Annotated in this window: 27 protein-coding genes; 18 read left to right on the top strand and 9 right to left on the bottom strand. The window is 64.6% G+C overall.

The genetic code is table 11. The features are described from left to right. Positions 1-6 precede the first annotated feature (6 nt). Positions 7-1008 (bottom strand): serine hydrolase, encoded by a 1002-nt coding sequence (locus tag MKI88_RS05480; RefSeq protein ID WP_241629954.1) that lies wholly within the window; start codon positions 1006-1008, stop codon positions 7-9. After that, positions 1005-2507: an AmpG family muropeptide MFS transporter gene (locus tag MKI88_RS05475; RefSeq protein WP_241629953.1), complete on the bottom strand. Its 1503-nt coding sequence runs from the start codon at positions 2505-2507 to the stop codon at positions 1005-1007. Before MKI88_RS05475 ends, MKI88_RS05480 begins: the two co-directional genes overlap by 4 nt. Positions 2508-2765: 258 nt before the next feature. Between MKI88_RS05475 and MKI88_RS05470 the strand changes: the two genes are divergently transcribed. The 6 genes from MKI88_RS05470 to MKI88_RS05445 all read left to right on the top strand — a co-directional run bounded on the left by MKI88_RS05470 (position 2766) and on the right by MKI88_RS05445 (position 9163). Continuing rightward, positions 2766-5762, top strand: coding sequence for a TonB-dependent siderophore receptor (locus MKI88_RS05470; protein WP_241629952.1), 2997 nt, complete (start codon positions 2766-2768; stop codon positions 5760-5762). A gap of 181 nt (positions 5763-5943) precedes the next feature. Then, on the top strand, positions 5944-6171 hold the full coding sequence (locus tag MKI88_RS05465; RefSeq protein ID WP_241629951.1) for a hypothetical protein: 228 nt from the start codon (positions 5944-5946) through the stop codon (positions 6169-6171). A 24-nt stretch (positions 6172-6195) separates the two neighbouring features. Continuing rightward, positions 6196-6345: an alpha/beta hydrolase fold domain-containing protein gene (locus tag MKI88_RS05460; RefSeq protein ID WP_241630045.1), complete on the top strand. Its 150-nt coding sequence runs from the start codon at positions 6196-6198 to the stop codon at positions 6343-6345. A 139-nt stretch (positions 6346-6484) separates the two neighbouring features. After that, the gene (locus MKI88_RS05455) at positions 6485-7828 is read left to right on the top strand and encodes an erythromycin esterase family protein (RefSeq protein WP_241629950.1); all 1344 of its coding nucleotides are present in this window, start codon (positions 6485-6487) and stop codon (positions 7826-7828) included. 2 nt (positions 7829-7830) lie between these two features. Further along, positions 7831-8505 (top strand): dienelactone hydrolase family protein, encoded by a 675-nt coding sequence (locus MKI88_RS05450; protein ID WP_241629949.1) that lies wholly within the window; start codon positions 7831-7833, stop codon positions 8503-8505. Then, on the top strand, positions 8492-9163 hold the full coding sequence (locus MKI88_RS05445; protein ID WP_241629948.1) for a phosphoribosyltransferase: 672 nt from the start codon (positions 8492-8494) through the stop codon (positions 9161-9163). Before MKI88_RS05450 ends, MKI88_RS05445 begins: the two co-directional genes overlap by 14 nt. A gap of 30 nt (positions 9164-9193) precedes the next feature. Here the strand turns inward: MKI88_RS05445 and MKI88_RS05440 are convergent, their stop codons facing one another. Both MKI88_RS05440 and MKI88_RS05435 read right to left on the bottom strand, forming a co-directional pair. Next, on the bottom strand, positions 9194-9358 hold the full coding sequence (locus tag MKI88_RS05440; RefSeq protein WP_241629947.1) for a hypothetical protein: 165 nt from the start codon (positions 9356-9358) through the stop codon (positions 9194-9196). Then, on the bottom strand, positions 9358-9816 hold the full coding sequence (locus MKI88_RS05435) for a hypothetical protein (RefSeq protein WP_241629946.1): 459 nt from the start codon (positions 9814-9816) through the stop codon (positions 9358-9360). Before MKI88_RS05435 ends, MKI88_RS05440 begins: the two co-directional genes overlap by 1 nt. A gap of 158 nt (positions 9817-9974) precedes the next feature. Between MKI88_RS05435 and MKI88_RS05430 the strand changes: the two genes are divergently transcribed. The 6 genes from MKI88_RS05430 (at position 9975) to MKI88_RS05405 (ending at position 14519) form a co-directional block, all read left to right on the top strand. After that, entirely contained in the window at positions 9975-10763 is a 789-nt protein-coding gene (locus tag MKI88_RS05430; RefSeq protein ID WP_241629945.1) for a ZIP family metal transporter, read from the top strand. Positions 10764-11076: 313 nt separating this feature from the next. After that, complete coding sequence (locus MKI88_RS05425) at positions 11077-11523, top strand: CBS domain-containing protein (protein WP_241629944.1); 447 nt, start codon at positions 11077-11079, stop codon at positions 11521-11523. A gap of 22 nt (positions 11524-11545) precedes the next feature. Further along, the gene (locus MKI88_RS05420) at positions 11546-11950 is read left to right on the top strand and encodes a DUF3775 domain-containing protein (RefSeq protein WP_241629943.1); all 405 of its coding nucleotides are present in this window, start codon (positions 11546-11548) and stop codon (positions 11948-11950) included. A gap of 116 nt (positions 11951-12066) precedes the next feature. Beyond that, entirely contained in the window at positions 12067-13215 is a 1149-nt protein-coding gene (locus MKI88_RS05415) for a site-2 protease family protein (protein ID WP_241629942.1), read from the top strand. 51 nt (positions 13216-13266) lie between these two features. Beyond that, positions 13267-14211, top strand: a complete 945-nt coding sequence (locus MKI88_RS05410) for a 1-phosphofructokinase family hexose kinase (protein WP_241629941.1) — start codon at positions 13267-13269, stop codon at positions 14209-14211. After that, entirely contained in the window at positions 14145-14519 is a 375-nt protein-coding gene (locus MKI88_RS05405; protein WP_241629940.1) for a MarR family winged helix-turn-helix transcriptional regulator, read from the top strand. The genes MKI88_RS05410 and MKI88_RS05405 overlap by 67 nt, the downstream gene beginning before the upstream one ends. Before the next feature lie 75 nt (positions 14520-14594). Here the strand turns inward: MKI88_RS05405 and MKI88_RS05400 are convergent, their stop codons facing one another. Further along, positions 14595-15911 carry an NAD(P)/FAD-dependent oxidoreductase gene (locus tag MKI88_RS05400; RefSeq protein ID WP_241629939.1) on the bottom strand — a complete coding sequence of 439 codons (1317 nt, stop codon included), beginning with the start codon at positions 15909-15911 and terminating at the stop codon, positions 14595-14597. Between the two features lie 28 nt (positions 15912-15939). Next, on the bottom strand, positions 15940-16902 hold the full coding sequence (locus tag MKI88_RS05395) for a GlxA family transcriptional regulator (RefSeq protein ID WP_241629938.1): 963 nt from the start codon (positions 16900-16902) through the stop codon (positions 15940-15942). Positions 16903-16983: 81 nt separating this feature from the next. On the opposite strand from MKI88_RS05395, the gene MKI88_RS05390 reads away from it, so the two are divergent. Beyond that, entirely contained in the window at positions 16984-17667 is a 684-nt protein-coding gene (locus MKI88_RS05390) for a DJ-1/PfpI family protein (protein WP_241629937.1), read from the top strand. Here MKI88_RS05390 and MKI88_RS05385 read toward each other — a convergent pair. Both MKI88_RS05385 and MKI88_RS05380 read right to left on the bottom strand, forming a co-directional pair. Beyond that, entirely contained in the window at positions 17650-18288 is a 639-nt protein-coding gene (locus MKI88_RS05385) for a UdgX family uracil-DNA binding protein (RefSeq protein ID WP_281063708.1), read from the bottom strand. The two genes, MKI88_RS05390 and MKI88_RS05385, sit on opposite strands and share 18 nt — an antisense overlap. A 49-nt stretch (positions 18289-18337) precedes the next feature. Further along, on the bottom strand, positions 18338-18703 hold the full coding sequence (locus MKI88_RS05380) for a hypothetical protein (RefSeq protein WP_241629936.1): 366 nt from the start codon (positions 18701-18703) through the stop codon (positions 18338-18340). A 268-nt stretch (positions 18704-18971) separates the two neighbouring features. On the opposite strand from MKI88_RS05380, the gene MKI88_RS05375 reads away from it, so the two are divergent. After that, positions 18972-19682 (top strand): Yip1 family protein, encoded by a 711-nt coding sequence (locus tag MKI88_RS05375; protein ID WP_241629935.1) that lies wholly within the window; start codon positions 18972-18974, stop codon positions 19680-19682. A gap of 5 nt (positions 19683-19687) precedes the next feature. Here MKI88_RS05375 and MKI88_RS05370 read toward each other — a convergent pair whose 3' ends face one another. Beyond that, positions 19688-19897, bottom strand: coding sequence for a dodecin (locus MKI88_RS05370; protein ID WP_241629934.1), 210 nt, complete (start codon positions 19895-19897; stop codon positions 19688-19690). A 115-nt stretch (positions 19898-20012) separates the two neighbouring features. Here MKI88_RS05370 and MKI88_RS05365 point away from each other — a divergent pair, with 115 nt between their 5' ends. From MKI88_RS05365 to MKI88_RS05350, 4 genes are all read left to right on the top strand, one after another. After that, positions 20013-21761, top strand: a complete 1749-nt coding sequence (locus MKI88_RS05365) for a DUF885 family protein (protein WP_241629933.1) — start codon at positions 20013-20015, stop codon at positions 21759-21761. A 520-nt stretch (positions 21762-22281) separates the two neighbouring features. Then, positions 22282-22722, top strand: a complete 441-nt coding sequence (locus MKI88_RS05360) for a DUF2165 family protein (RefSeq protein WP_241629932.1) — start codon at positions 22282-22284, stop codon at positions 22720-22722. Between the two features lie 294 nt (positions 22723-23016). Further along, positions 23017-23793, top strand: coding sequence for a DUF2092 domain-containing protein (locus MKI88_RS05355; protein WP_241629931.1), 777 nt, complete (start codon positions 23017-23019; stop codon positions 23791-23793). Next, entirely contained in the window at positions 23790-24602 is an 813-nt protein-coding gene (locus MKI88_RS05350) for a hypothetical protein (RefSeq protein WP_241629930.1), read from the top strand. Before MKI88_RS05355 ends, MKI88_RS05350 begins: the two co-directional genes overlap by 4 nt. Positions 24603-24712 lie beyond the last annotated feature (110 nt).

Here is a 24712-nt window from a genome sequence, read left to right as displayed (position 1 = left end):
GTAACGTCAGCCGCGCCACGCCGCGATCACCGCATCGCCCGTTGCCGGCCGCAGCGTGAATATGCCGCTGTCGCGGTGGCGCGTCGGGTGGACGCGATTGGTGAGCAGGGTCCAGGCGAGCCCGCGCTCGAAATCGATCCACAGGCCCGTGCCCGTGAAACCGGTATGCCCGATCGTCTCGTCCGAGCAGGCATCGCCGCCCGGCCAGCCGGCAAAGCGTCGTTCCCACCCGGCGGTGCGATCGCCATTCATGCGTGTGCGGATCGCGGCAAGCGTCGCCGGCGACGCGCCGCTGCCATCGAGGAGCCCTTGAGCAAAGCCAAGCACGCCGTCCACCGTGCCGAACAGTCCGGCATGGCCGGGCGCGCCGCCCAGTGCCGAGGCGTTCTCGTCATGCACCTCGCCTTTCAGGACGCGGCCACGCCACTGGCAATGCTCGGTGGCGACTACGGGCCCGGGGGGCGGTCCGTAGCTCAGCCCTTCGCCGAGCGGCCAATCCGAAAGCGGCGCGCCGGTGATGCGTTCGATCGCGATCCCGAGCAGGATATAGTTGATGTCCGAATAGACGGCCGGCCCCTGCCGCCATTCGCGCTGGAGCACGAATGCGCGCAGACGCGCGGGGTCTTCCCCATAGGTATAGATCGGCTCGACCGCGGGAAGGAATGTCCGGTGCGCCAGGCAGTCGCGAAAGGTGATCTTACGCTCCGCGGCGCTCGCGACGTCATATTGCCGCAGATCGGGGATGGCGGTGGTCAACGGCGCGTCAAGGTCGATCCTCCCCGCATCGGCGAGCTCGAGGATCATCATGGTGGTGGCGACCACCTTGCTGACCGAGGCGAGATCGAACCAGTGATCGACCGTCAGTTGCTCGGGCTCGGGCACCAGCGCGGCCTTACCCGCGGTCTTCACCCAGCGCCGTCCGTCCGCCGCGACGATACCGAGCGTAGCTCCGGGAATGCGGCCCTCAGCCACAGCGTCCGCGGCCGGGACGAATGCGTCGTCGATCATATGCCTTCCCCCCTCGGCCGGATGCGCGCGATCAGCGGCAGGAAGAGAATGGCGGCTAGGCTCACCACCCCCGACAGGATGAAGAATCCGTCATAGCCGATCTGCATGACCATCGCGCCGCCGGCGCCCGACAGCAGTCGCGGCAGCAGAAAGGCGAAGCCCGAGAGGAAGGCATATTGCGCGCCTGGATAGCGCGGGTTCACCAGCATCGAGAGATAGACGACGAAGATCGCCCCCGCCATGCCGTTGCCGAACTGGTCAGCCGCGGTGGCGATGTAGAGCGTGGCTTCGGACGGCGTCTGATGCGCCAGCCAGACAAAGCCGAAATTGCCGAGTGCGGCAAAGACCGCTCCGATCGAGAGCGTTACGCCCCAGCGCCAGCGCGCCGCCATCAAGCCGCCCAGCCCCACGCCGACGATGCTCGCAATCAGCGCCACATAGCTGTCGGCGCGACCGATCTCGCTCAGCGAATAGCCCAGTTGCTTGATCATCGGCTTGGACAGGTTGAGCGCCAGCACGTCGCCCATCCGGTATACCGAAACAAAGGCCAGCACCAGCAGCGCGCCATAGGCATAACGCCAGAAGAAATCGACATACGGGCCAACCGCCGCAGATCGCCGCAGCGGATGCCCTGACGCCAGCGTGCGGATCCGGGGTATAGCCGCCGCCATGATCAGGAACGGCACCATGCAGATCACGAGCACATAGGGCGTGACATTGGTCTTGTCGCTGACGCCCAGTTGTGCGGCCGCACCGAGGAGCAGCCAGCCCGCGGCCGCGGTCAGCAGCATCGCCGCGAACAGGATCAGGCCGCTTGCGATCAATCCCGCACCAAGCGCAGCCCATCGGTTGCCGCCATGCGCGGGATCGGGGCGCATCGCGGCGAGTATGGGAAACGGGAGAAAGGCGGCGGCGGCGATCGCGAGATAGGAGATCGTCCAGTCGGCCTGATCGGCGATCAGTAGCGCGCCGCTCCCCGCTGCGACCATCGCGGTGCGATACCCCCACAGGTTCGCTGCTGCGACCGGTCCCTGCTCGTGTTGCGTGGGTGCGATCTCGATGCGCCAGGCATCGGCGGCGACCTCAAGCGTCGTTGTCCAGAAAGCGAGGAGCACCGCGAACAGTGCGGTTATCGCAAGATCCGCATCCGATGACGTCAGCGCCATCGCGATCATCGCTGTGAAGATGCCGAGCTGCGAGAGCATGATCCACCCGCGGCGCTTGCCCCAGAAACGCGCAAAGCCCGGCACGTCGAACTGGTCGAGCATCGGCGCCCACAGGAACTTGAAGGTCGGCAGCAACTGCACCCAGGCGAAGAAACCGATGATGACGAGGCCGACCCCATGCGCCTGGAGCCTGAGCATCAGCACCGTCGAGAACATGTAGAAGGGCAGCCCTGCCGAGAAGCCGAGCAGGATGTAGAGCGCCTGACGTGCGCGGATTGACGGCAGCGCCGATGGCACGAATGTGCCCGCCGTGGCTGTGCCAGCATCACTCATTGCTGTTTCCATCGCATATGCCGGCTGGCGGCCTCCTCCGGCCAGGCTCGGCCCCCGCGACCCTTGCTCGGGCCAAGCATGCCGCCAGTCAATGGCCGCCATACGGGCGCGGCGCATAGGCGGCAAAACTGTTGCAGAAAGATGACAGTTTCCTTGCGGTTATGCCCTTGCAACCAGATACTATGGCACTCAGCGCTTGATGTGACTCTTAATGCGGCAACCGCCTTGGGAGGGCGGAATCACAACAAGGGGGCAATCATGCGTGATGTGACGACGAGGCTGCGGTTTCTGGCTACGGGGACGGCGCTGGCCGCGTTGTGCTGGTCGGGCATGGGTGTGGCGCAGGACGCCGCGCCGGCGGAGACACCCGCGAAGGCTGCCGACGGCAGCGAGATCGTGGTCACGGGAACGCGCGTCGTGCGCGATGGCTTCCAGGCGCCGACCCCGCTGCAGGTTATGACCGAGGAAGACATCGAGAATTCCTCGCCGACCAACAACATCGCGGACTTCGTCAATCAGCTTCCCGCGCTCGCGGCGTCCATCCGTCCGTCGAACTCGCGCCTTGAACTCAGCAACGGCATCGCGGGGATCAACGCGCTCAACCTGCGCAGCCTGGGCACCGTACGCACGCTCGTGCTGATCGACGGGCGGCGCTCGGTGGGCTCGACCGCCAACGGCGTCGTCGACATCAACACGATCCCGCAATCGCTGGTCGAGCGCGTCGAGGTGGTGACCGGTGGCGCATCGGCCCAGTATGGTTCCGACGCGGTTGCCGGCGTGACCAACTTCATCCTCAACAAGAAGTTCGAGGGCCTGAAGCTGTCCGCCGACACCGGCATCACCGAAAGGGGTGACGGCTTCAATTACTCGGCTGAGATTGCCGCCGGTTTCAAGTTCGCCGATGGGCGCGGCCGCCTGATCCTGGCCGGCGAGCTCGCCCATACTGACGGCATCTTCCAGGTCGATCGCGACTGGAACCACACCGGGTTCGTGCGCATCCAGAACCCTGCCTGGACAGCCAACAGCACCGTGCCGCGTTACCTCTTCCGCACCCAGGTCGGCGCAGCCAACTCGACCCCCGGCGGGCTTATTACCGGTTCGGCCGGTGGCGTCGCCAACCGGCTCTGCGGCACCTATTTCGGTCAAGCCGGTTCTATCAACCAGTACCAGTATGGCAGCCTGACATTTCCGTCGCCTGCCTGCTCCTCGACCCCCTCGCTGACGCAAGGCGGCGACTGGCGGGTCAATGATTCGGGCCGCCGCATCGGCCTCAACGCGGAAGAAGACCGCTATGGCCTCTTCGGCAGGCTGAGCTTCGATGTCAGCGACGGGGTCACGCTTTTTGCCGAGGCTTCGTACAATCAGCAGGAGACCTTGTTCAACGCCGGCCCGAACCTGATGACCGGCCTCTCGCTGAATGCGACCGGTTGCGGCGCCGCGGCAACGGCGGCGGCGGCTCCGCTTACTTGCAACGCTTTCCTCTACAACACGCTCGGGCCTGCGCGGCTAACGGGCCTGACCAGCGCCACGCTGGCGACGACCGCCGTCGACCTGCCCGGCCGCGGCTCGAATAACGAGCGCAAGGTGCAACGCTATCTGATCGGCGCGGAGGGCGGTTTCGACGCTTTCGACAAGCCGGCGCGCTGGGACGTTTACGGCCAGTACGGCCGTGCCGAATTGCACGAGCAGCTGACCAATATTCAGCAGACCGTGCGCAGAAACAACGCGCTCGCCGCCGTGTTCGCGCCCGCCGGCAACCCAAACAACTTGCCGGTCGGGTCGATCCAGTGCCTGATCAACGTCAACGCCAGCGCGGCGGATGACGATCTCGCCTGCCGTCCGCTCAACCTGTTGGGCATCGGCGTCGCCGATCCCGCTGCGGTCGACTATATTCTGGGCGATCCGTTCCGCGATCAGACGCTCGAACAGACCGTCGTCGGCGCCAACCTGTCGCTCACGCCGTTCGCAACCTGGGCGGGCGACGTCAGTGTCGCGATCGGCGCCGAGTATCGCAAGGAGAAGATTTCCGGCTTCGTGCCCACCGAGTTCCAGCCCATCTTCAACCCGGCTACCGGCGCATCGACCAGCGTTTGGTCGGTCGGCAACTACCGCCCCAGCAAGGGCAGCTACGACGTCAAGGAAGCCTATCTCGAAACGGTCGTGCCGCTGGGCTACGGATTCGAGTTCAACGGGGCGGTACGTGGCACCGACTATTCGACCTCGGGCTTCGTCACGACGTGGAAGCTGGGTGCAACCTGGCAGCCGATCGAGGACATCCGTTTGCGTGCAACACGCTCGCGCGATATCCGCGCGCCCAACCTCAATGAGCTGTATCAGGCGGGCACCGCCAACACCTCCACCGTCACCAACCCGTTCTTCCCCGGAGTGGGGCCGGGGACCGGCACTTATGGAGCCAGCCTCTCCTATCTGGGTACGATCACGGGCAACCTGAATCTGGATCCGGAGAAGGCGGATTCGTGGAACGTCGGCGCGGTGTTCTCGCCGCGCTTCCTTCCGGGCTTCACCGCGTCGGTCGATTATTTCGACGTCAAGGTGAAGGACGCGATCGACAGCCTCAGCGCGGACGACATCGTCAACCGCTGTTTCGAGGGGCTGGCGGACTTCTGCGCAGCAATCACGCCTGACCCGGCCAATCCTTCGCGCGTCCTGATCAGCCGCCAGCCGGTCAATTTCTCCAGCATCGTCATGCGCGGTCTCGATCTGGAAGCGGCGTACCGGATGCCCATCGGCGCGGGCAATCTCTCCCTGCGCGGTCTGGCGACGCGCTACATCGACAACATCGTCACCACCGGCGTGCCGGGATTCGTGCCGCTCAACTCCGTCGGGACGCTTGGTGTCGGCACCGGCACGCAATCGATCACGCCGAAGTGGATCTACCGCTTCTCCGCAACCTACGACACCGAGGATTACTCGCTGACCGCGACGGCGCGCGGGGTGAGCGACGGCAGGTACGACGCCACGGGCATCGAGTGCGGGACCACCTGCCCGATCTCGACCAACCAGTTCCCGACCTACGAGGATAACAGCATCGGGGGCGCGACCTATGTCGATCTCAACGCGACGTTCAAGTTCGACGCAATGGGCCGTGGCGACGCGGAGTTCTTCGTCAACGTCACCAACCTGTTCGACGCCGATCCGATCCTGCTGCCCGAAACCGGCCTCGCCGCGAACAGCACCTATAGCGATCTGCTCGGACGGGCATTCCGCGTCGGCGTCCGCATGAAGCTGCGCTGAGTTCGCTGACCGGCGAGGTTGATCCTTCGCGCTCGCCGTCGTGGCATCGTAGCCCGAGGCGAGCGCCGATATCCCCCTCGATCGAGAGGGGGATATCGGCCGGCACTGACGGGAGAAGGCGCGAGCGGACATTGGTCCAGATTTGAGTTACAGTCGATGCCCGGACCAGCGGGAGGATTGGATGCGCAAGTGGCTTTTAGGGCTCCTGGCAGCCGCCGCAGCCATCGCTGTCGCCTTCCTCCTCTCGCCTTGGCCAAGCGTCTACATCATTCGTGCGATCTTCGATAAGGGCGTGGCGGAAGCCTCCGGGAAGCTTGAAAAGCATGTCCCGGCCACCGTCAGCTTGCACACCTTGCATTATGACCAGGCCGACAGCGACGCGGTGCTGGATGTGCTGCGGCCAGCCTAGCCCAACCCTGGCTCACCATTGATCGTGTGGGTGCATGGCGGTGGGTTTGTCTCAGAGCGTAGAGGCGACCTAACCAACTATCTCAAGGTTTTGGCCGGCAAAGGCTTCACCGTCGTGAACGTCGATTACACGATTGCGCCGGAAGCGGTGAAGGTGAAGCAGCGCACCCACTAAAGCGGGAGACGTCACCATGAGCCGGCTTCGGGCCGTTCCATGACACAGCCCGTGCCCGCGCGTCTTGCGCATCCGTATCCTTCCTTAGTGATTGTGCCCCGCCAATGCGCGATCTTCTGGCCGTTGCCGGAGACCGACGATGAGCGAAGCGTGGATTCCGAGGAGAACGGGGCGTCCCGCCCCCGATGCGCTGGTGGAAAGCCTGCACCATCATGCCGAGCCACTGCCTTCCGCCGATGATCAGCAGGCGTTCGGCCAGTTCTTCGACCGATACGGCGATGCACGCGTCGTGCTGCTCGGCGAAGCGACGCATGGTACGTCGGAATTCTATCGCGCCCGCGCCGCGATCACGCGGCGGCTGATCGAACATCACGGCTTCAACATCGTCGCGGTCGAGGCCGACTGGCCCGATGCCGCACGCATAGACGGCTATGCGCGGCATCACGCGCCGCGTCCGCGCCGCGGCGAGGCCTTCGTTCGCTTCCCGACCTGGATGTGGCGCAATGCCGAGGTTCTCGCCTTTGCCGACTGGCTGCGCCGCCACAATGAGCCGTTGCCTGCGGGCGACCGGGCATCGTTCCACGGCCTCGACGTGTACAGCCTCGGCGAGTCGATCGATGCGGTGCTCGCCTTTCTCGACAAGGCGGATCCCGAACGCGCCGCCGTCGCGCGCCGCCGCTATGGCTGCCTGACGCCCTGGCAGGACGAGCCCGCCCATTATGGCCGCGCGGTCGTCCATGGCGGGCGCGACAGTTGCGAGGAGCGCGTCGTCGAGCAGCTCCGCGACATGCTCCGCCACCGCATCGACCTCTTCCATGCCGATGGGGAGGCCTGGTTCGATGCCGTGCAGAACGCGCGGATCGTTCGTGCTGCCGAGCGCTACTACCGTGTGATGTATCAGGGATCCACGGAGAGCTGGAACCTGCGCGACCGGCACATGTTCGGCACGCTCCAGGCGTTGCTCGCGCACCGTGGCGAGCATGCAAAGGCCGTTGTCTGGGCGCATAATTCGCACGTCGGCAATGCCGCTGCGACCGCAATGGGCTGGCAGGGCGAGTTCAATATCGGCGAGCTATGCCGCATGGCGTTCGGCGACGAGGCTGTGCTGATCGGTTTCGGCACCGATACCGGCACCGTCGCCGCCGCCAGCGACTGGGGCGCCGATATGCGCATCATGACGGTCCAGCCCGCGCGCATCGACAGCTACGAGCACGCCTTTCGCCGCACCGGACTTGCGCGAACGCTCACCGATTGGCGCGGTCCGGGGCGCCGCGAGCTTGCGGCAATGCTCAGGACGCCGCTGCTCGAGCGCGCGATCGGTGTTGTCTACCGGCCCGAAACCGAGCTTTTGAGCCACTATTTCGAAACCGTTCTGGCCGAGCAGTTCGATGCCTGGGTCTGGTTCGAACAAACCAGCGCCGTATCGCCTCTGGGCCATGAGCGGCCACATGGCGCACCCGAAACCTATCCCTTTGGACTTTGATCATGTCACGCCTGCTCTACGACAACGAACATGTCGCGATCGGCAAGCATCAGCTTTCAGGCTTTCTTGACGTGCCCGAACATCCGCTGGGTCTCGTGATCTTCGCGCATGGCAGCGGCAGCGGGCGGCACAGCCCGCGCAACAACTATGTCGCCGCCGGGCTTCGCCGCGCAGGCCTGGGCACATTGCTCATCGACCTGCTCGACCTCAATGAGGAGGCCGACCGGCGCAACGTCTTCAACATTCCATTACTGGCTGAACGCCTTGTCGAGGCGACCGACTGGGCCAGCTCGGTACATAGCTTCGCCGGGCTTCGCATAGGCTATTTCGGCGCAAGCACCGGTGCCGGTGCCGCCATGATGGCGGCGGCCGAGGTCGATGGTCGGATCGGTGCGATCGTATCGCGCGAAGGGCGCCCCGACCTTGCGGGAGACGCGCTCGAGCGGCTCCATGCCCCGACGCTGCTGATCGTGGGCAGCCTCGACACGCCCGTCATTGCGCTCAATCGCGCGGCATTGGCGCGCATTCTCGCGCCCAAGGAGCTCGTGATCGTCACCGGCGCCGGCCATCTTTTCGAGGAACCCGGTACGCTCGATCGCGTCATCGTCGAGGCGGCGCGCTGGTTCACCACCCATCTTTCAACCACGCGTGCAGGAGCCGAAAATGCAGGCGCATAAACCCGAGTTCCTCAATCGCAGGGAGGCCGGGCTGCGCTTGGCCGCCGCACTCCGCCACCTGAGCGACACGAACCCCGTGGTGCTCGCGCTGCCGCGCGGCGGCGTCCCGGTGGCCTTCGAGGTTGCGCAGGCGTTCGACGCCGAGCTCGACCTTGTGATGGTACGCAAGATCGGAGCGCCCGGCCATGAAGAACTTGGCATCGGCGCGGTGGTTGACGGCGCACATCCCCAAATCGTGCTGAACGAGGATCTCGTGCGCGAGTTCGCGCTGAGCCCGACCTATATTCAGGATGCGATGCGCAGTCAGCTTGCCGAGATCGAGCGCCGGCGCCAGCGCTATCAGACCGGTACGCCACCCGCCGATATCGAGGGGCGCACGGTCATCCTTGTCGACGATGGCATCGCAACCGGCGCAACGGTACGCGCCGCGCTCAAGGGCCTCAGACGCAGCCACCCCGCGCGGCTCGTCCTGGCGGTTCCTGTGGCGCCCGCAGATACTTTCGCGGAGCTGGAGGCAGAGTGCGACGAAATAATCTGCCTGACGACGCCATATCCGTTTCACGCGGTCGGCCTGCACTATCGCGATTTCGACCAGACAACCGATGAAGAGGTGATTGCGCTTTTGCGGCGCGCACAACGCTATGAACTGCCGGGATAATTGTCCGGCCCGGCGCTCAGGGGCCCGGGCTCAGGGCTGGAGATAGGCGTTCACCGTCACCCACAGATCCGCGGCGATTGTCGCGATCAGCCAGATCAGGCCCGCCAGGACCACAGCGCCGGCAAGGACGAAGGCTACGCCCATCGCAGACGGACTGCGCCTGACCTGTACCAGCCGGTTTCGCGCCCGCCGCATCACCGCCCCCCGCCGGGCCGCGCCTTCAACGCTTCGCCAAAACGGTCACGCTGCTGCGCCGCGATGCCGTCAAGCTCTTGGAAGTGGTCCGCCATTGCCTCGTTCTGCAACGCCCGCGCCCGGAACTTGGCCGAGGAATACTGACGTCCCTGTTCCAGCGCCGCGCCCAGCGCCTCGCGGAGTCCGTCGTCGGGGGTCGCCATGTCCAGCATCGCCAGGTGCCTGGAAAATTGCGCGCGATCAGTGGCTGCCGCCTGTTGATGGAGCGCCGCATCCGCAGGATTGCCCGCCAGCCGCGCGCGCTCGGCGAGTGCCAGATTCAACCGTTCGCCATAGGCCTCGATCCTCATCGCTTCGCGAATGTCGTTTTCGATCGCGCGGGGCACCGGTTCGGCGCCACCTGCGGTGCCCGCGAGCATGATGGCCGATGCCAGCATGTCGCACCGTGAGAATGTCATGATATTCATCCTCCATGAGCGAACGCATGGTGCTGCGTCCACGGCAATGTATCGATCTCAGGCGGGCCAGGCGGAATCCGGGAACTTACCTATGGTCGCACACGCGGCCTCCGGGTCAGGCTCCAGTACCTTCGGGAGACACGGTCGAGGACCAGGCAATGCCCGACGATTTCCTTGTGGTCGTGATCATCGCAGGCATAGCCGCGCTCAGTTCGCTGATGGGCGGGCTGATTGCGCTCTGGATGCGCACGGCAACCCTCATTCTCTCGATTGCCGTGGGCGGGGCTGCGGGCATATTGCTCGGGACCTTCTCGTTCGAAATGTTGCCACAGGCCCGAAATTCTGCGGGCCTGATGCTGTCGGCCAGCGGTTTCATCCTTGGGTTTTTGTTGATCTACGGCTTCGATCTCTACCTCAACCGTGGCCTGATCGTCGGCGACGAGGCCGACGAGCGGCCCCGAATGATGCGTCTGCGCAAGCATCGGGAAAGGCGGGGATCCGATATCGTGCTGCTCGCGGGCGGCACAAGCATCGAGGAACTGGTCGAGGGGGTAAGCATCGGCGTCGGCATTGCCGCCGACCCCGGGCTCGGCGCGATGATGGGCATCGCGATCGCCATCGACAATGTCAGCGAGGCGCTCAGCATCGGCGAACTCATCCGTGCCGAAAAATCGCAGCATATACGCCGGCGCATTCTTGGCTGGACCGGCCTGATCGGGCTTTCAGTGTTCGTCTCGGCACTGCTGGGCTGGTTGTTCCTGCGCGCCATGCCGCCAGCCATGCTGGGATTCCTGCTGGCGCTGGGGGCCGGAGGCATGTTCTACCTGACCGTGACCGATCTGCTCCCCAAGTCGGAAAAGACCCAGTTCCGGCAATCCGCGGGACTAGCCACGGCGGCTGGATTCCTGCTCATGTTCATGCTGTCGGGCCTGAACCTCCGCCTGTGACCATCGCGACCAGGGCAAGGTTCGAGCCATCCGCCAGGCCGTCGGCCGCGAGCGGCAGCATTCGCCGCTGGCTAAGGAACATTCCCTATCACATCCGGGTTGGTGGCCGCGTATCAGGAGATTCATCCGAGACCTTGATCGTTTCAGGCTGAATCAGCCTGAAGCGTGAATCAAGGTCTCACCCATTTGAATAGAGCCTGATTCACGCTTTCGGCGGAAGCGCGCAGGGCTTCCACCTCAACGATCAGGCTCTAAAGCGCCGATGTCTGCCCCGTTCCGGACGGGCGCGTGGCGCGTGCACCGGGAGGCCAAGATGAAGATCAGCCAGGCAATGTCGCGCACTGTCCATTCGATCCTGCCTACCGAGAGCATGGTCAACGCCGCGAGGATGATGGCGGATCACGATATCGGGGCCCTGCCCGTTGTCGAGGACGGCGAGCTTGTCGGCATGGTGACCGACCGCGACATCGCGATCCGCGGCGTCGCGACCTCGCTCAACCACGGCGCGCCCGTGCTCCGCGTGATGAGCCAGGATGTCCGCCATTGCCGTGAGGACGATGACGTCGATGACGTTCTTGAAATCATGTCCGACGAGCAGATTCGCCGCATACCCGTCTGCTCCGGCTCGGGCGAGCTTGTCGGCATGTTCACGATCGGCGATGCCGCGCGCGAGGCCGATGACAAGGAAGATGTCAGCGAGACGCTGAGCCACATCTGCCGTCCGCATGGCCGCCATTCGCAAACAATTCCTGTCCATTGAGGCGAGAGCAAGGACCACGCGCATGAACGACGCTCCCGCCTTGTCCGTCTCGCCCGAACAGGTCTGCTTCATCGTCATCAAGGCGCGCGAAATCGACGTCAAGGACGGGATCAGCGATCCCGACTCCGGTTCGAACCCCAGCGACGACGGGATGATCGACGTGCTCGAGGATCATGGCGACGATCCCTCGCTCGAGGAGGTGACCGCCTTCATCGACGCGCTCGACGAGGATGAGCAGATCGACCTCGTCGCAATGGCCTGGCTGGGCCGCGGCGACGGCGAGTTGGCAGATTGGGGAGAATTGCGCGCCGAGGCCGGGCGCAATCACAATGATCGCACGGCCGCCTATCTGCTCGGGATGCGCTACTGGCGGATTATCTGGAGGATGCGCTCACGCAGTTCGGGGAATCCTGCGACGACGCAGTGATGGGGCGCCTCTAGAGAGCCGGGCCTCTCCCGATCAGGAACCTTACGGATAGGGACCACGTCCGGCTGCCTCTAGACATGGTGGCCAGCCGCAATCGCAGAGGTCTGGAGTTCGCCATGAGCTGGTCGTTTTCGATCGGAACCGTGAAGGGCACGGTCATTCGGATTCATGTCACCTTGCTTCTGTTCCTGCTCTGGATCGCCGCGATGTCGTACGCCCAGGCGGGCATGCCTGCGGCCGTCTGGGGTCTCGCCTTCTTCGCGCTGCTCTTCCTGTGCGTTGTCCTGCACGAGTTCGGCCATATCCTGACTGCGCTGCATTTCGGTGTCCGCACGCCAGACGTCACATTGCTTCCCATCGGCGGTGTGGCGCGAATGGATCGGATGCCGGAAAAGCCGCAACAGGAGTTGCTCATCGCGCTGGCGGGACCGATGGTGAACCTCGTCATCGCAGCCGTGCTCGTTCTATATCTTGGCGGGTTGCCCGCGCCCGGCCTTGTGCTGGCGGCCGATCCGAGGCCGGGTCTGATCGAGATGCTGGCGCTCGCCAATCTGTCGCTCGCCATATTCAACCTCATCCCGGCCTTCCCGATGGATGGGGGCCGCGCCCTGCGCGCCTTGCTTGCCGTGCGGATGGGGCACGCCCGTGCCACACGCGTCGCAGCGACCATGGGCCAGATCATTGCATTCCTGTTCGGAATCTTCGGCGTCATGATGGGCCATTTCATCCTCGTCCTGATCGCGGTCTTCATTTACATGGCGGCGGGCGCCGAGGCAGGGTTGGCACAGTTGCGCCGCGCAACTGCCGGAAGGACCGCGGCCGACCTGATGATCACGAGCTTCGAAAGCCTGGCGATCGACGCGCCGCTGTCGGCAGCTGCGGACGGTCTGATCCGCACCGCCCAGCATGAGTTTCCCGTGGTCGACCGAACCGGCCATCTGCGCGGCCTGCTGACGCGCGACCGGATCATCAAGGCGCTGCAGCAAGGCAGTGAACACATTGTTGTGGGGGATGTGATGCAGGCCGATTTTCCCTCGATACCAGCTGGCGCGAGCGCCGAAGAAGCGGTGCGGCTGCTTGAGCAGGGCGCGGCCGCCGTCGAGGTCGCGGACGCTGAGGGGAAGATAGCCGGGTTCGTCACCTGGGAAAATCTGCTCGAGTTCCTGCTGATAGAGGAGGCGCGACACGGCGGCAGGCAGAAGCCCGCACTTAGCGGGACGTCGCTGCCCGTGTCGGTTCCTCGCAGCCGACACCTCACATCCTAGCGTGACGGTCCGGTTGCCCCGCCGATCAAGTCTGCCCGCAGGAACTGCGCCATGAAATCGATCGTGACGCTCACCCTGAATCCGGCAATCGACGGCTCGTGCGACGCCGATCTCGTGCGCCCGACCCGCAAGGTCCGCACGACCAATGAGCGCTACGACCCCGGTGGCGGCGGCATCAACGTCGCACGCATCGTGAAGCGACTGGGTGGCAGGGTGCACGCCTTCTACCTGGGCGGCGGCGCTACGGGTGCGGTTCTGAGCAGCTTGCTCGATCGCGACGGCATTTCCCGCACCTGTTTCGACATCGCAGGCCATACACGGATCAGCCATTCGGTCTTCGAACGCTCGACCGGCCTCGAATATCGCTTCGTTCCCGAGGGCCCGCTGGTCAGCGAGCCCGAATGGCAGGCCTGTTTCCAGGCGCTTGCCAGTTTGCGCTGCGACTATCTGGTGCTCAGCGGATCTCTGCCGCGCGGCATAGCCGATGATTGCTATGCGCGCCTCGCGCGGATCATGCACGCACGCGGCACGCTGCTCGTGCTCGACACGTCGGGCGCAGCACTGCGGCGCACATTGGCCGGAGGCAATATCTTCCTGGTCAAGCCAAGTCGTGGCGAACTCGAACAGCTTGCCGGCCGCACGCTGCCATCCGACGAAAGCATCGCGGAGGTCGCGTCCGGCATCATTCGATCAGGGCAAGCGAAATATGTTGCCGTGACACTTGGCCATCACGGTGCTCTGCTCGCATCGGCCGACACGACGGAGAGGCTTCCGGCGATCAAGGTGAAAACGCGCAGCGCGGTCGGCGCAGGGGACAGCTTTCTCGGCGCAATGACCTTTGGCCTGGCACAAGGGCTGGACGTTGGCGCGGCATTTCGCCTCGGCATCGCCGCAGGCGCGGCGACCGCCATGACGCCGGGGACCGGCCTGTGCGACCTGGCCGACATCGATCGGCTGACGGAAGTGGTTGCGCGACGCCGCAGGCGCACGACCTGACCGATCCGCAATGGCGCGTCCTGACAATTCCGAGCGCGGTCGACGAGATCGATCTTTCCGAGCTGGCGAACCGTTCGATGCTGCCCGGCCCCCGCCTGTCGCGCATATTGAAGGATCTGGAGGCTCTTAAGCTGATGACGCGGCGCACTTGCGAAAAGGACGGCCGCCGCTTCCTCGCCTCGATTACCGGTGAAGGACGATCGCTCATCGCAACGGTGTCGCCAGAACTGAACCCATTTTCCAGCAGTTGCCCTGCGCCTCAATCAGCGACCCCGAAAGACCTTGGGCTTCGAAACACCCGTCGATAAACTACGAGAGGTGTTGCGATGACCAGTTGAACCCGCCACGACATAACGGACATTCCCAATTTACGGGTTCACTGCCTAATGCAGCTTCAACCGCGGGCGGATGATTGCGTTGACCTGTCCGACCGCGATCAGCGCGGCGCCCTTGAGCCAGCCGTGGATCGCGATCAGGTGCATCCGGTAGAGCGAGGTATAGACGAAGCGCGCCAAGCGCCCCTCGATCGCCATGCGCCCGCCGATCAGGTTTCCCATCAGGCTTCCCACCGTGGAAAAGCGGCTGAGCGACACGAGCGAACCGTGATCGTGATAGCGGAACGCCACGGGCTCTCGTCCCTCCATCAGCGCAACCAGATTGTGCCAGGCGGTCGCAGCCATCTGATGTGCCGACTGCGCACGCGGCGGCACCGGGCGCTCGGCGCCTGGCAACAGGCATGAGCAGCAATCCCCGATCGCGAAGATGCGGTCGTCGCGCGTGGTCTGCAACGTGGGACGAACGACGAACTGGCCGATGCGGTTGAGTTCGAGTCCGCCGCTGCCGCCCGCAACGGGGGCGCCGCGCACACCGGCCGCCCAGAGCTTCAGGTCCGCCACGATTCTCTCGCCTGATTGCGTTACGATCGCGTCGGCGGTCGCCTCGGTCACGGGCGTTCCCGCCAGCACGCGGACGCCCAGCGCCTCCAGTTCGGCCTGTGCTGCTTCGGCGAGCTTTTCGGGCAGCGCGGGAAGGATGCGCGGTCCCGCTTCAATCAGCGTCACCTCCAGCCGATCCTCATCGAAAACCTCAAGGCCGTAGTGGCGCAGCGCCCCCGCTGCATTGTAGAGTTCCGCGGCGAGCTCGACCCCCGTGGCCCCTCCACCGACGATCGCGATACGGACATGCGCATCGCTCGCAGGATCGGCGACCATCTCGTGCGAGACGCGAAGGCAGTGATTGAGCAGCCTGTTCCTGAAGCGATCGGCCTGGATACGGCTGTCGAGGAAGATGCAATGTTCGCGCACCCCCGGCGTACCGAAATCATTGCTGACCGAGCCCATTGCGAGCACGAGATAGTCAAAGCGGATCCGGTGGCGTGCGATGAGCTCGCTGCCATCCTCATCGAGCAGCGGCGCGATGATCACCTCGCGCTCGTCAGGGTCGATAGCTTCCAGAGTACCGGGAAAGAAGCGATATCCCCAGCGATGGCAGTGGCTGCGATAGCCGACCTCGTCGAGATTGGCGTCGAGCGATCCTGCCGCCACCTCATGCAGCAGCGGCTTCCAGACATGCGTGTGATTGCGGTCGACGAGGATGATGTCGTGACGCTTGCGGCCGTAACGCGCGCCGAGCCGCCTTGCGAGTTCGAGCCCACCGGCGCCTCCGCCGACGATCACGATCTGTGTCTTCTTTGCCGTCACGGTGCCCCCCGCCGAATGAAGATCCCGGTCAGGCGGCCGCGTGAACCGCCCTGTATGCGTTGGCGGTCATACCAAAACGTCGGCGAAATGCCGCCGACAATCGCGCGACATCGGGAAAGCCGGTTTCCGCGGCCACCGATTTGAGCGCGCGCCCCTCGGCGATCAGCGTCCGTGCGCGATCGAGGCGGAGGCCGGTGACGAACGACGCGGGCGGCTGCCCGGTCGCGTCCGCGAAGTTGCGATGGAAACTCCGTAGCGTCTCGCCCGCGCGATCGGCGAGCGCCTCGACGCCGAGCGGCTTGTCGAGATTGAGCGCGATCCAGCCGACGAGATCGCGGTAGCGCCCTTCCCTGCCCGCCTGCGCGGCGATGAGCGGGCTGAACTGCGATTGCGTGCCCGGCCGGCGGACGCTGAGGACGAGCCTTTGGGCAATCTTCTGCGCGACTTCGGCGCCATGATCACGTTCGACCAGCGCAAGCATCATATCGATACCCGTCGTGACCCCTGCCGAAGTCCATAACGGGCCATCCTCAACGAAGATCGCCTCGGCATCGAGGTTGAGCCCGGGGTAGGTTCGCCGGAGGTGGCCGGTCGCCTGCCAGTGGCTTGTGAAGCGCCGCTCGCCGATCATCCCCCACGCCGCGAGCACGACGCTGCCCGTACAGATCGATCCGTAGAGCCGCGCGTCGCAGCGCGCCGACTCTGCCCAGCGCCGCGCCGCGTCATCGGCGACCATGGCGGCGAGCCCCTCACGGCTTCCGCCCGGAACGAAGAAGGCGTCGATGCCCGTCGCCGGAACCTCGGCGAGCGCGCGGCAGCCAATCTCCACACCGCAATTGCTGCGGACGGTTCCACGCTCGCGCGCGGTCACGACGATATCATAGGCGACGTGGCCGAGCAGATCATTGGCTGCGCCCAGCACCGAGCACGGCCCCGTCACATCGAGGATCTGGATGCCATCATAGGCGAGGATGACCGTTGGGCCCGACATGGCACAAAAATGTACTTACTTGTCATTTCTGACAAGCCACAATGGGGATATCCAGACCAGCCAACCCCGGAGACCCAGGCCATGCACGTCGTTTTCCTGATCTATCCCAACGTGACCCAGCTCGATTTCACTGGTCCGGCGCAGGTCCTCTCGCGCCTTCCCGGCGCGCGGGTCGACTATGTGTGGAAGACGCGCGATCCCGTTCCGACCGACGCGGGCTTTTCCGTGCTCCCGACCGCGACGCTCGCCGACATCGCGCATGCGGACATTCTCTGCGTTCCGGGCGGCTTTGGCTGCACCGACGTGATGGAGGACGAGGAGGTGATCGCATGGCTCGGGCGCATCGGCGCGGACGCGGGTTGGGTGACCAGCGTGTGCACCGGCTCGCTCATTCTCGGCGCCGCCGGTTTGTTGGGTGGCTATCGCGCGACCTGCCATTGGGCATGGCACGACTATCTTTCATTGTTCGGCGCCGAGCCCGTTCGCCAGCGTGTCGTGTTCGATCGCAACCGGGCCACCGGCGGCGGTGTGACCGCGGGCATCGATTTCGGCTTCGCGCTGATGGCCGAGATCGCGGGGGAAGATCATGCCAGAATGGTCCAGCTCGGGCTTGAATATGATCCCGGCCCGCCCTTTGATTCGGGCGTTCCCGAAAAGGCATCGCACGAAACCGTGGCACGGCTCTCGGCCCTGTACGCGGGTCAGGCCGGCGATCGCGACGCGCGTATTCGCGCGGTCGCGACGCGGTCAAAGGAGACGGCCTGAGGGTCTGCTGACTGTTTCGGTGGCGTGCCCAGCAGCTTGCCGCAGATCGTCGACGAAGCGCGCATATTCCTCTTCGGCGCGCGCTCCGTCCTCGATCCTGAGCACATAGCTGGGGTGGACCGTCACCCACGCATTGCCACCGTGGGGCAGTTCGAGCAGGCGGCCGCGCTCGCGGCCTATCGTCATGACGCGTCCGAAAAGCGAGCGCGCCGCGGTTGCGCCCATCGCGACAACCATTGCGGGGCGGACAAGTCGCACCTCCTGATCGATCCACCATCGGCAGGCCGTGATTTCACCCGCATCGGGCTTGACGTGCAGCCGCCGCCTGCCGCGCGGCTCGAACTTGAAATGCTTGACCGCATTGGAGATCCAGGTCCGCGCCCTGTCGATCCCCGCATCCGCCAGCGCGCGATCGAGCACCCGGCCCGCGGGGCCGACAAAGACGCGCCCCTGCAGATCCTCCTGATCGCCAGGGCATTCGCCGACCAGCATGAGCCGCGCATCGACAGGTCCCTCGCCGAAGACCGCCTGTGTCGCATGCCGGTATAGATCGCAACGCGTGCACGCCTGTACCCCGGCGCCAATCGCCGCCAGCAAGGCCCCGCTATCATGTTCTGGCATCGCCTGCTCGCCTCCACATGAGGCTTAACGAGAATGCGACGCTCCCAGTTCAGCCCGCGAATTGCCCGAAGGCAAGGAGGGCACCCAGAAACAGGCCACTCCACACGAAAGGCAGCGCGATCGCCGCGCCCCAGAGACGCACGCGCTCGGTGCGGAAGCGCGCGTTCAGATCGGCCTCGGTCAGACCGCGCAGCGCCTCGCCATGCCAGCGCCCTTCGACGCGCCCAAGGGCCGGGATCACCAGCCCGACGAGGATCGTGATACCGAGATAGCTGACGAGCGAGGACCGGGAATAGCCCGCAAGGGCGGTGAAGCAGGTGACGTGCAGCAACGTGAACAACAGCAGCGCGCCGGCCGCGTTGTTCGAAATTCTTTTCTGCCAAGTGCCGAACTCCGGCATTGGGACTGACGCCATTTTCCTCTGCTCTCCCTTGATCGACGACCAGCCAATGCCCGGCCGCCTCACAAGATAAGGTTAACGCCATAAGACGGATGGATGCAAGTGCGCGACCAACGACATCTTGCCGCCCGACGGTGCCGCCTATAGCATCGCGAAAAATGGGGGCGGGCTGTGACGGGGCGCACATAAGCCACTGATCGCGGGGCGTAACGCCTGACAAGAACATGGTCGCGCCGGCATGATGCCGGCTGGTTTCGAAACATGTGATGCAGGGAGGCAGAATATGGATCAGTTTCCAGTCAGCGAGCAGGACCGCGCGGCGCTGATCGCGCGCGCGAAAAACCTGTTGCTGAAGCCCACCGATGAATGGTCGAAAATCGACCCCGAGCCCGCGACGATTGCCGATCTCTACAAAAGCTGGGTGCTGCCGCTCGCCGCGATCCCCGCGCTTGCTGGTCTGGTCGGATCGCTTGTCTTCGGAAACTCGTTCCTTGGGATCACCTACCGGCCCTCGATCGGCGAGGCGCTCGGCACCGCGGTGGTGCAATATGTCCTGACGCTCGCCTCGATCTTCGTCATCGCGCTCGTCATCGATTTCCTTGCACCGAAATTCGATGCAACCCCGAACCGGATCCAGGCATTCAAGGTCGCGGCCTATTCGGCGACCGCCGGCTGGGTCGCGGGCATCTTCAACCTGTTGCCCGCGCTTGGCATTTTCGCGGTCATTGGCGGGCTCTACAGCCTGTACCTCCTCTATCTTGGGCTGCCGACGCTCATGAAGGCGCCCGAAGGCAAGGCACTGCCCTATACGGCCGTGGTTGTGGTCGTCACGGTGCTCGCCTTCATGGCGATGGGCGCGATCGTCGCGCCGGTCACGGCGATGTTCGTCGGTGCCCCCACATTGGCGGCTCACGATGGCGCTGTCCCGGGGACTCTCTCGGTGCCCGGCGTCGGCTCGGTCGACCTCGGCAAGCTGGAAGGCGCCGCGCGCTGACGGCGCTATCCGTCGAGCGTGAAGCCGATCTTGAGCGTCACCTGATAATGGCCGACCTTGCCATCGACGATGTGGCCGCGCGTGCCCACGACCTCGAACCAGTCGAGCCGATGCAGTGATTTCGCGGTTCGCGCGATCGCCTTTTCGATCGCGTCCTCGATGCTGGTAGAGGACGATCCGACGACTTCGGTGATCTTGTAGACATGGTCGCTCATGGCCGCGCTCCTCGCTTCGGTTCACAAGGGTAACGAAGAAGCGGAGCGATCGTTGCACTGGAAAGCAGGCCGGACCATCGCTAGCGTCGCGCACTGTTTCAAGGGACTGGACTTTATGCCCAAACTGCTTCTTCCGGCGCTCCTCGCGCTCGCAACCCCCGCCGCCGCCGCGCCCACCGACGATTTCAAGGCGCTCACCGATCAATATTGGGCGTGGGTGCTGAAGGAGAACCCGGCATTTGCGACGACGCTGGGCGTGCGCGACTATGACACGCAGATCCAGGACATCAGCCTGAAGGCCGCGGACCGGCGCGCCGCCGAGGCCGCGGCATTCCTGAAGCGGCTCGATGCGATCCCGACCAACGGCCTCTCCCCCGCCGACCAGACCAACAAGGCGATCCTGCGCCGCACGCTCTCCGAGGCGATCGAGGCCAATGGCTTTGGCCAGCGCATGATGCTCTTCACCACCTATGACGGATGGCACCAGAGCTTTGCGGGGCTCGCGGACAATTTGCCGATGCGCACCAGGGCCGATTACGGAAGCTATCTGACGCGCATCGCGCAATATCCGAAGCTGAACGACGAGGCGCTCAAGATCACGCAGGCCGCGGTCGACAAGGGCTATGTGCTGCCCTGCGTCGCGATCCAGGGATCCGAAAAGGGCATTGTCGGGGTGGTTGCCGAGGACCCGGCGAAATCGCGCTTCTACGCGCCCTTCCTCAAGGCCCGGCCGCTCGACATGGGCGAGGCCGAATGGTCGGCGATGCAGGCGCGCGCGCGGCAGATCGTCACCGATGTGATCAACCCCGCCTATGCAAAGCACTATGCCTTCTACACGGACACCTACCTGAAGAAGTGCGCGAAATCGGCGAGCGTCTCGGCGCAGCCCGATGGCGCGAAATATTACGCCTTCCGCATCCGCGCGGAGACGACCACCGACCTGACCGCCGACCAGATCCACCGGATCGGGCTGGACGAGGTCAGGCGCATCCGCGCCGAGATGGAGACGGTCGCGAAGAAGGCGGGCTTTGCCAGCCGCGAGGCCTTCATCCAGGAACTGCGCACCAATCCCAAATATTACGCGAAGACCCCCGAAGAGCTGATGGAGAAGGTCGCGCGGATCAACAAGACGATCGACGGCAAGATGCCGACGCTGTTCGGCAAGCTGCCTCGCCTGCCCTATGGCATCCGCGAAATCCCCGCCGAGATCGCGGAAGGCACGACGACCGCCTATTATAATCAGGGGTCGCCGCAATCGGGCATTGCGGGCACCTATTACGTCAACACATCCAAGCTCGACCAGCGCCCGCTCTGGGAGGTTCCTGCGCTCAGCGTGCATGAAGCGGTGCCCGGCCATCATCACCAGATCTCGCTCCAGCAGGAGCTCGACATGCCCGAATGGCGGCGCCACGCGACCTTCTTCACCGCCTATACCGAAGGCTGGGGCCTCTATTCGGAACGGCTGGGGATCGAAATGGGGCTGTACGACACGCCCGAAAAGGACATGGGGCGCCTGAGCTACGAGATGTGGCGCGCGTGCCGCCTCGTCGTCGATACGGGCATCCATGCCAAGGGCTGGACCAAGGAACAGGCGGTCGCCTTCATGACCGACAACAGCGCGCTCAGTGCCGCAAATATCAACGCCGAGGTCAACCGCTACATCACCTGGCCGGGTCAGGCGCTGGGCTACAAGATCGGCGAACTCAAAATCCGCGAATTGCGGGCGCGGGCCGAAAAGGAACTCGGCCCCAAATTCGACCTGCGCCGCTTTCACGACGCGGTGCTCGGTCAGGGTGCGGTCCCGCTCGACGTGCTCGAGGCGCAAATCGACGGCTGGATCGCGACCGAAAAGGCGAGCGCGTGAAGCTGGCTTAGCTTCACTTAGCTTCACACTTTTCTCACAAACGCGCATCGTATTCGCCCTCTCGCGGCGCCCGGCCAATCGGGCGCCGTCGAGAACATGACATGAACATTGGATGTAGGACAGACGGCTGTCGGGGCGTGGCGATGGCCGTCATCCGCGCCTTTTTCGATGACGGCCAGAAGCCACGAATGAAACCTGCCGGTCCGCATACACCGGCATTTCTGCCCCTCCCTGCAAGGGAGGGGTTAGGGGTGGGTGTCGCCGTCAGGCGATCAAAACACGGGTGTTAGAGTGGGCTCGCTCCGCTCGCTACCCACCCCCAGCCCCTCCCTCGCAGGGAGGGGAGCATACTGCGTTCGACGACCGCTTCCCCGACTTTCCGGACAGAGAGGCCAGGGCGGTGGGCAGCAGGTCAGCCCGTTCCTGACTTGTCGCCGCCGAGCCAATAGCGAACTCTTGATGACCATTGCGTTCCTGAGATAGCTATCGGCGCAAGCAATGCGGAGGGGCCGGGCCCACGATGCGAATTTTCAAAAGCCTGCTGGTATCGCTCATCGGGCTGACGTCCCTGATGTATGCGCTGCAGAACCTGGGCGACACAGGCGCAATGCGTCAGCAGATTGACGCCGCACCGTCGGCTGCGCGTTCGCCGGCCATAAGCTGGGCCGCGTTCGCGCTGATCACCTTGTGCCAGCTCGCGATTGCGGCGACGGCTCTGAAAGGCGCGTGGGACTTGTTTGCGGCGCGAAGAGGCACAGCAGAGGAGTTCAGGGAGGCGAAGTCCATTGCAGTTTGGGCTGGCGGCCTCTCGCTGCTTTCGTGGTTCGGCCTGTCACTCATGGTCGGGGCAGGGCTGTTCCAATGGGGCACGGACAATGGCGCAGCGGCGCTGGCAAAGACCTTTGCGCTCGGCACCACATCGGCCCTGACGGTCCTCTTTGTCTGGGGCACAAAGGATTAGGCCCCGACAGTGGAGCCGTCGAAAATGGTCGGCGACCGGATTAAAATGCGGGCGCGGGCGCCTTGCCCCGCCATCCCGCCATGCCCAGTCCCCCTCGTCTTCCCAGGACAAGCTCGGGAGAGCCGGGAAGACCGCTCGCGCCGACTTTCTGGATATATATTTCTCATGCGATTCAGGATAATATCGAAAGAGTAACAGGCCTCTGCAGGCCAGTTTGCTTATGCTCACGGCAGAAAAGCCAGACACGACATGTGTATCGGAATCGTGTCCGGATAAACCCGGGTGGAGAGCAATATGCGCGCCTTGGTATCGGTATGTGGCGCCGCGACACTGATGATCGCCGCGCCAGCAAGCAGCCAGGCCGACAGTTCGGCCGCCGCCCAGCCGGCAGCCGGCGAAGCTGTCAATCCCGAAGCCGCTGCGGCGCTGAAGCGCATGAGCGACTTTCTCAGCACGTTCAAAACCTTTGAACTGACCTCCAATGCCACGCGCGATATCATAAGCGCCGATGGCCAGCGCGTGCAGATTGGCGCAGTCGTCAAGTACAAGGTGGCGCGGCCGGGGATCTGGATCGACTTCGTCAGCGATGTGAGAAATCGCCAGTATTTCTACGACGGCAAGACATTCACCATCTACGCCCCGACACTGAATTTCTATGCCTCGGCACCCGCCCCGGCCACCAACCGCGAGTTCCTGAAATCCATTTACGACAGGTTCGGAATCTCGCTTCCGCTCGAGGATCTGTTCCGCTGGAATGATGGCGACAAATCCGACCTCGAGGCGCTGACCTCGGGCTTCAGCCTGGGGACCGCGAACATCGACGGCGTTGCGACCGACCATTGGGCATTCCGGCAGGGCGACTTCGACTGGGAGGTGTGGATCGAGCAGGGCAACCGCCCGCTTCCGCGCAAGCTTGTGATCGTCGATCGCACCGACCCGGCATTGCCCGCCTATAGCGCGCGGCTGAACTGGACACTCGATCCGCCTTTGGCGGCAAAGGATTTCACGTTCGTGCCGGGCAAGAATGTGCTGCGGATTCCGCTGGCCAATTTGACGGAGGCGGTGAAATGATCAGGTCATCGTCGTTCATGTGCCTCGCTTCGGTCCTGGCGCTTGTCCTCGTCCAGATCGAAGCTGCCGACGCCCGCGGACGCGGGGGTGGCGGCGCTCGCGGCGGGGGTTCGATGAGCATGAGCCGCGGCGGCGGCGGCGGCTTCAGCCGGGGCGGCGGAGGCGGCGGCCGGGGCGGAAGTTACAGTCGGCCGGGCGGCGGCGGCAGCTTCAGCCGACCCAGCACGCGGCCGAGCGGCAGTCAGCGGCCAAGCGCGAGCCAGCGACCGAGCGCCGGTCAGTTGCCAGGCGGCGGTGATCGACCTGCAGCGGGGCAGCGGCCCAGCGCCGGCCAGTTGCCGAGCGGTGGTGATCGACCCGGAGCGGGACAGCGACCGGGCGGTGATCGGCCGGGCGCGGGACAATTGCCGAGTGATCGGCCCGGCGGCGGTCAACGACCGGGAGCCGGCGACCGGCCAGGCGGCGACAGAGACTTCAACCGCAACACCAACATCAACAACGACATCAATATCGACAATGACTGGGACGGCTGGGGCGGCTATTTCGATTATCCGATCGCCGCCGGTATCGCGATCGGCGCGATAGCCGGATTTACAGCGGCGGCCTATGGCGCGGCGTTCTATGCGCTGCCCTATGGCTGTGCGCCCTATCCCTATGGCTATTATGCCTATTATTCATGCGGCGGCGCCTATTACCAGCCGCAATATGAAGGCGATACGGTTGTCTATGTCTCGGTGCCACCACCGAACCAGCAACAGCCGTCGGGCACCACGCCACCCCCACCCAAGCCCCAGCCCGGCGCACCATGAGCGGTAGCGCGCGGATATAGCCGGAAGCGGCGCTCCGGCCAGCCGTGCCGTGGCGTCGCATGCGATCTCCCCGACCGCTTCCAACGGGCCACTGCGCGCGTGACTTTCGC

It is taken from the genome of Sphingomonas sp. LaA6.9 (assembly GCF_022601895.1).
Lineage (GTDB): Bacteria > Pseudomonadota > Alphaproteobacteria > Sphingomonadales > Sphingomonadaceae > Sphingobium_A.
The sequence above is the reverse complement of the archived record's forward strand: the minus strand, read 5'-3'. Positions and strand labels throughout refer to the sequence as shown.

Bases quoted from the DNA above. Each gene is read 5' to 3' on its own strand.
- MKI88_RS05430 (WP_241629945.1), top strand. From the start codon at position 9,975: ATGCCCGACGATTTCCTTGTGGTCGTGATCATCGCAGGCATAGCCGCG.
- MKI88_RS05420 (WP_241629943.1), top strand. From the start codon at position 11,546: ATGAACGACGCTCCCGCCTTGTCCGTCTCGCCCGAACAGGTCTGCTTC.
- MKI88_RS05385 (WP_281063708.1), bottom strand. From the start codon at position 18,288: ATGCCAGAACATGATAGCGGGGCCTTGCTGGCGGCGATTGGCGCCGGG.
- MKI88_RS05355 (WP_241629931.1), top strand. From the start codon at position 23,017: ATGCGCGCCTTGGTATCGGTATGTGGCGCCGCGACACTGATGATCGCC.
- MKI88_RS05480 (WP_241629954.1), bottom strand. From the start codon at position 1,008: ATGATCGACGACGCATTCGTCCCGGCCGCGGACGCTGTGGCTGAGGGC.
- MKI88_RS05450 (WP_241629949.1), top strand. From the start codon at position 7,831: ATGTCACGCCTGCTCTACGACAACGAACATGTCGCGATCGGCAAGCAT.
- MKI88_RS05375 (WP_241629935.1), top strand. From the start codon at position 18,972: ATGGATCAGTTTCCAGTCAGCGAGCAGGACCGCGCGGCGCTGATCGCG.
- MKI88_RS05435 (WP_241629946.1), bottom strand. From the start codon at position 9,816: ATGACATTCTCACGGTGCGACATGCTGGCATCGGCCATCATGCTCGCG.
- MKI88_RS05370 (WP_241629934.1), bottom strand. From the start codon at position 19,897: ATGAGCGACCATGTCTACAAGATCACCGAAGTCGTCGGATCGTCCTCT.
- MKI88_RS05380 (WP_241629936.1), bottom strand. From the start codon at position 18,703: ATGGCGTCAGTCCCAATGCCGGAGTTCGGCACTTGGCAGAAAAGAATT.
- MKI88_RS05470 (WP_241629952.1), top strand. From the start codon at position 2,766: ATGCGTGATGTGACGACGAGGCTGCGGTTTCTGGCTACGGGGACGGCG.
- MKI88_RS05395 (WP_241629938.1), bottom strand. From the start codon at position 16,902: ATGTCGGGCCCAACGGTCATCCTCGCCTATGATGGCATCCAGATCCTC.
- MKI88_RS05475 (WP_241629953.1), bottom strand. From the start codon at position 2,507: ATGAGTGATGCTGGCACAGCCACGGCGGGCACATTCGTGCCATCGGCG.
- MKI88_RS05425 (WP_241629944.1), top strand. From the start codon at position 11,077: ATGAAGATCAGCCAGGCAATGTCGCGCACTGTCCATTCGATCCTGCCT.
- MKI88_RS05390 (WP_241629937.1), top strand. From the start codon at position 16,984: ATGCACGTCGTTTTCCTGATCTATCCCAACGTGACCCAGCTCGATTTC.
- MKI88_RS05350 (WP_241629930.1), top strand. From the start codon at position 23,790: ATGATCAGGTCATCGTCGTTCATGTGCCTCGCTTCGGTCCTGGCGCTT.
- MKI88_RS05410 (WP_241629941.1), top strand. From the start codon at position 13,267: ATGAAATCGATCGTGACGCTCACCCTGAATCCGGCAATCGACGGCTCG.
- MKI88_RS05445 (WP_241629948.1), top strand. From the start codon at position 8,492: ATGCAGGCGCATAAACCCGAGTTCCTCAATCGCAGGGAGGCCGGGCTG.
- MKI88_RS05360 (WP_241629932.1), top strand. From the start codon at position 22,282: ATGCGAATTTTCAAAAGCCTGCTGGTATCGCTCATCGGGCTGACGTCC.
- MKI88_RS05465 (WP_241629951.1), top strand. From the start codon at position 5,944: ATGCGCAAGTGGCTTTTAGGGCTCCTGGCAGCCGCCGCAGCCATCGCT.
- MKI88_RS05440 (WP_241629947.1), bottom strand. From the start codon at position 9,358: ATGCGGCGGGCGCGAAACCGGCTGGTACAGGTCAGGCGCAGTCCGTCT.
- MKI88_RS05365 (WP_241629933.1), top strand. From the start codon at position 20,013: ATGCCCAAACTGCTTCTTCCGGCGCTCCTCGCGCTCGCAACCCCCGCC.
- MKI88_RS05415 (WP_241629942.1), top strand. From the start codon at position 12,067: ATGAGCTGGTCGTTTTCGATCGGAACCGTGAAGGGCACGGTCATTCGG.
- MKI88_RS05455 (WP_241629950.1), top strand. From the start codon at position 6,485: ATGAGCGAAGCGTGGATTCCGAGGAGAACGGGGCGTCCCGCCCCCGAT.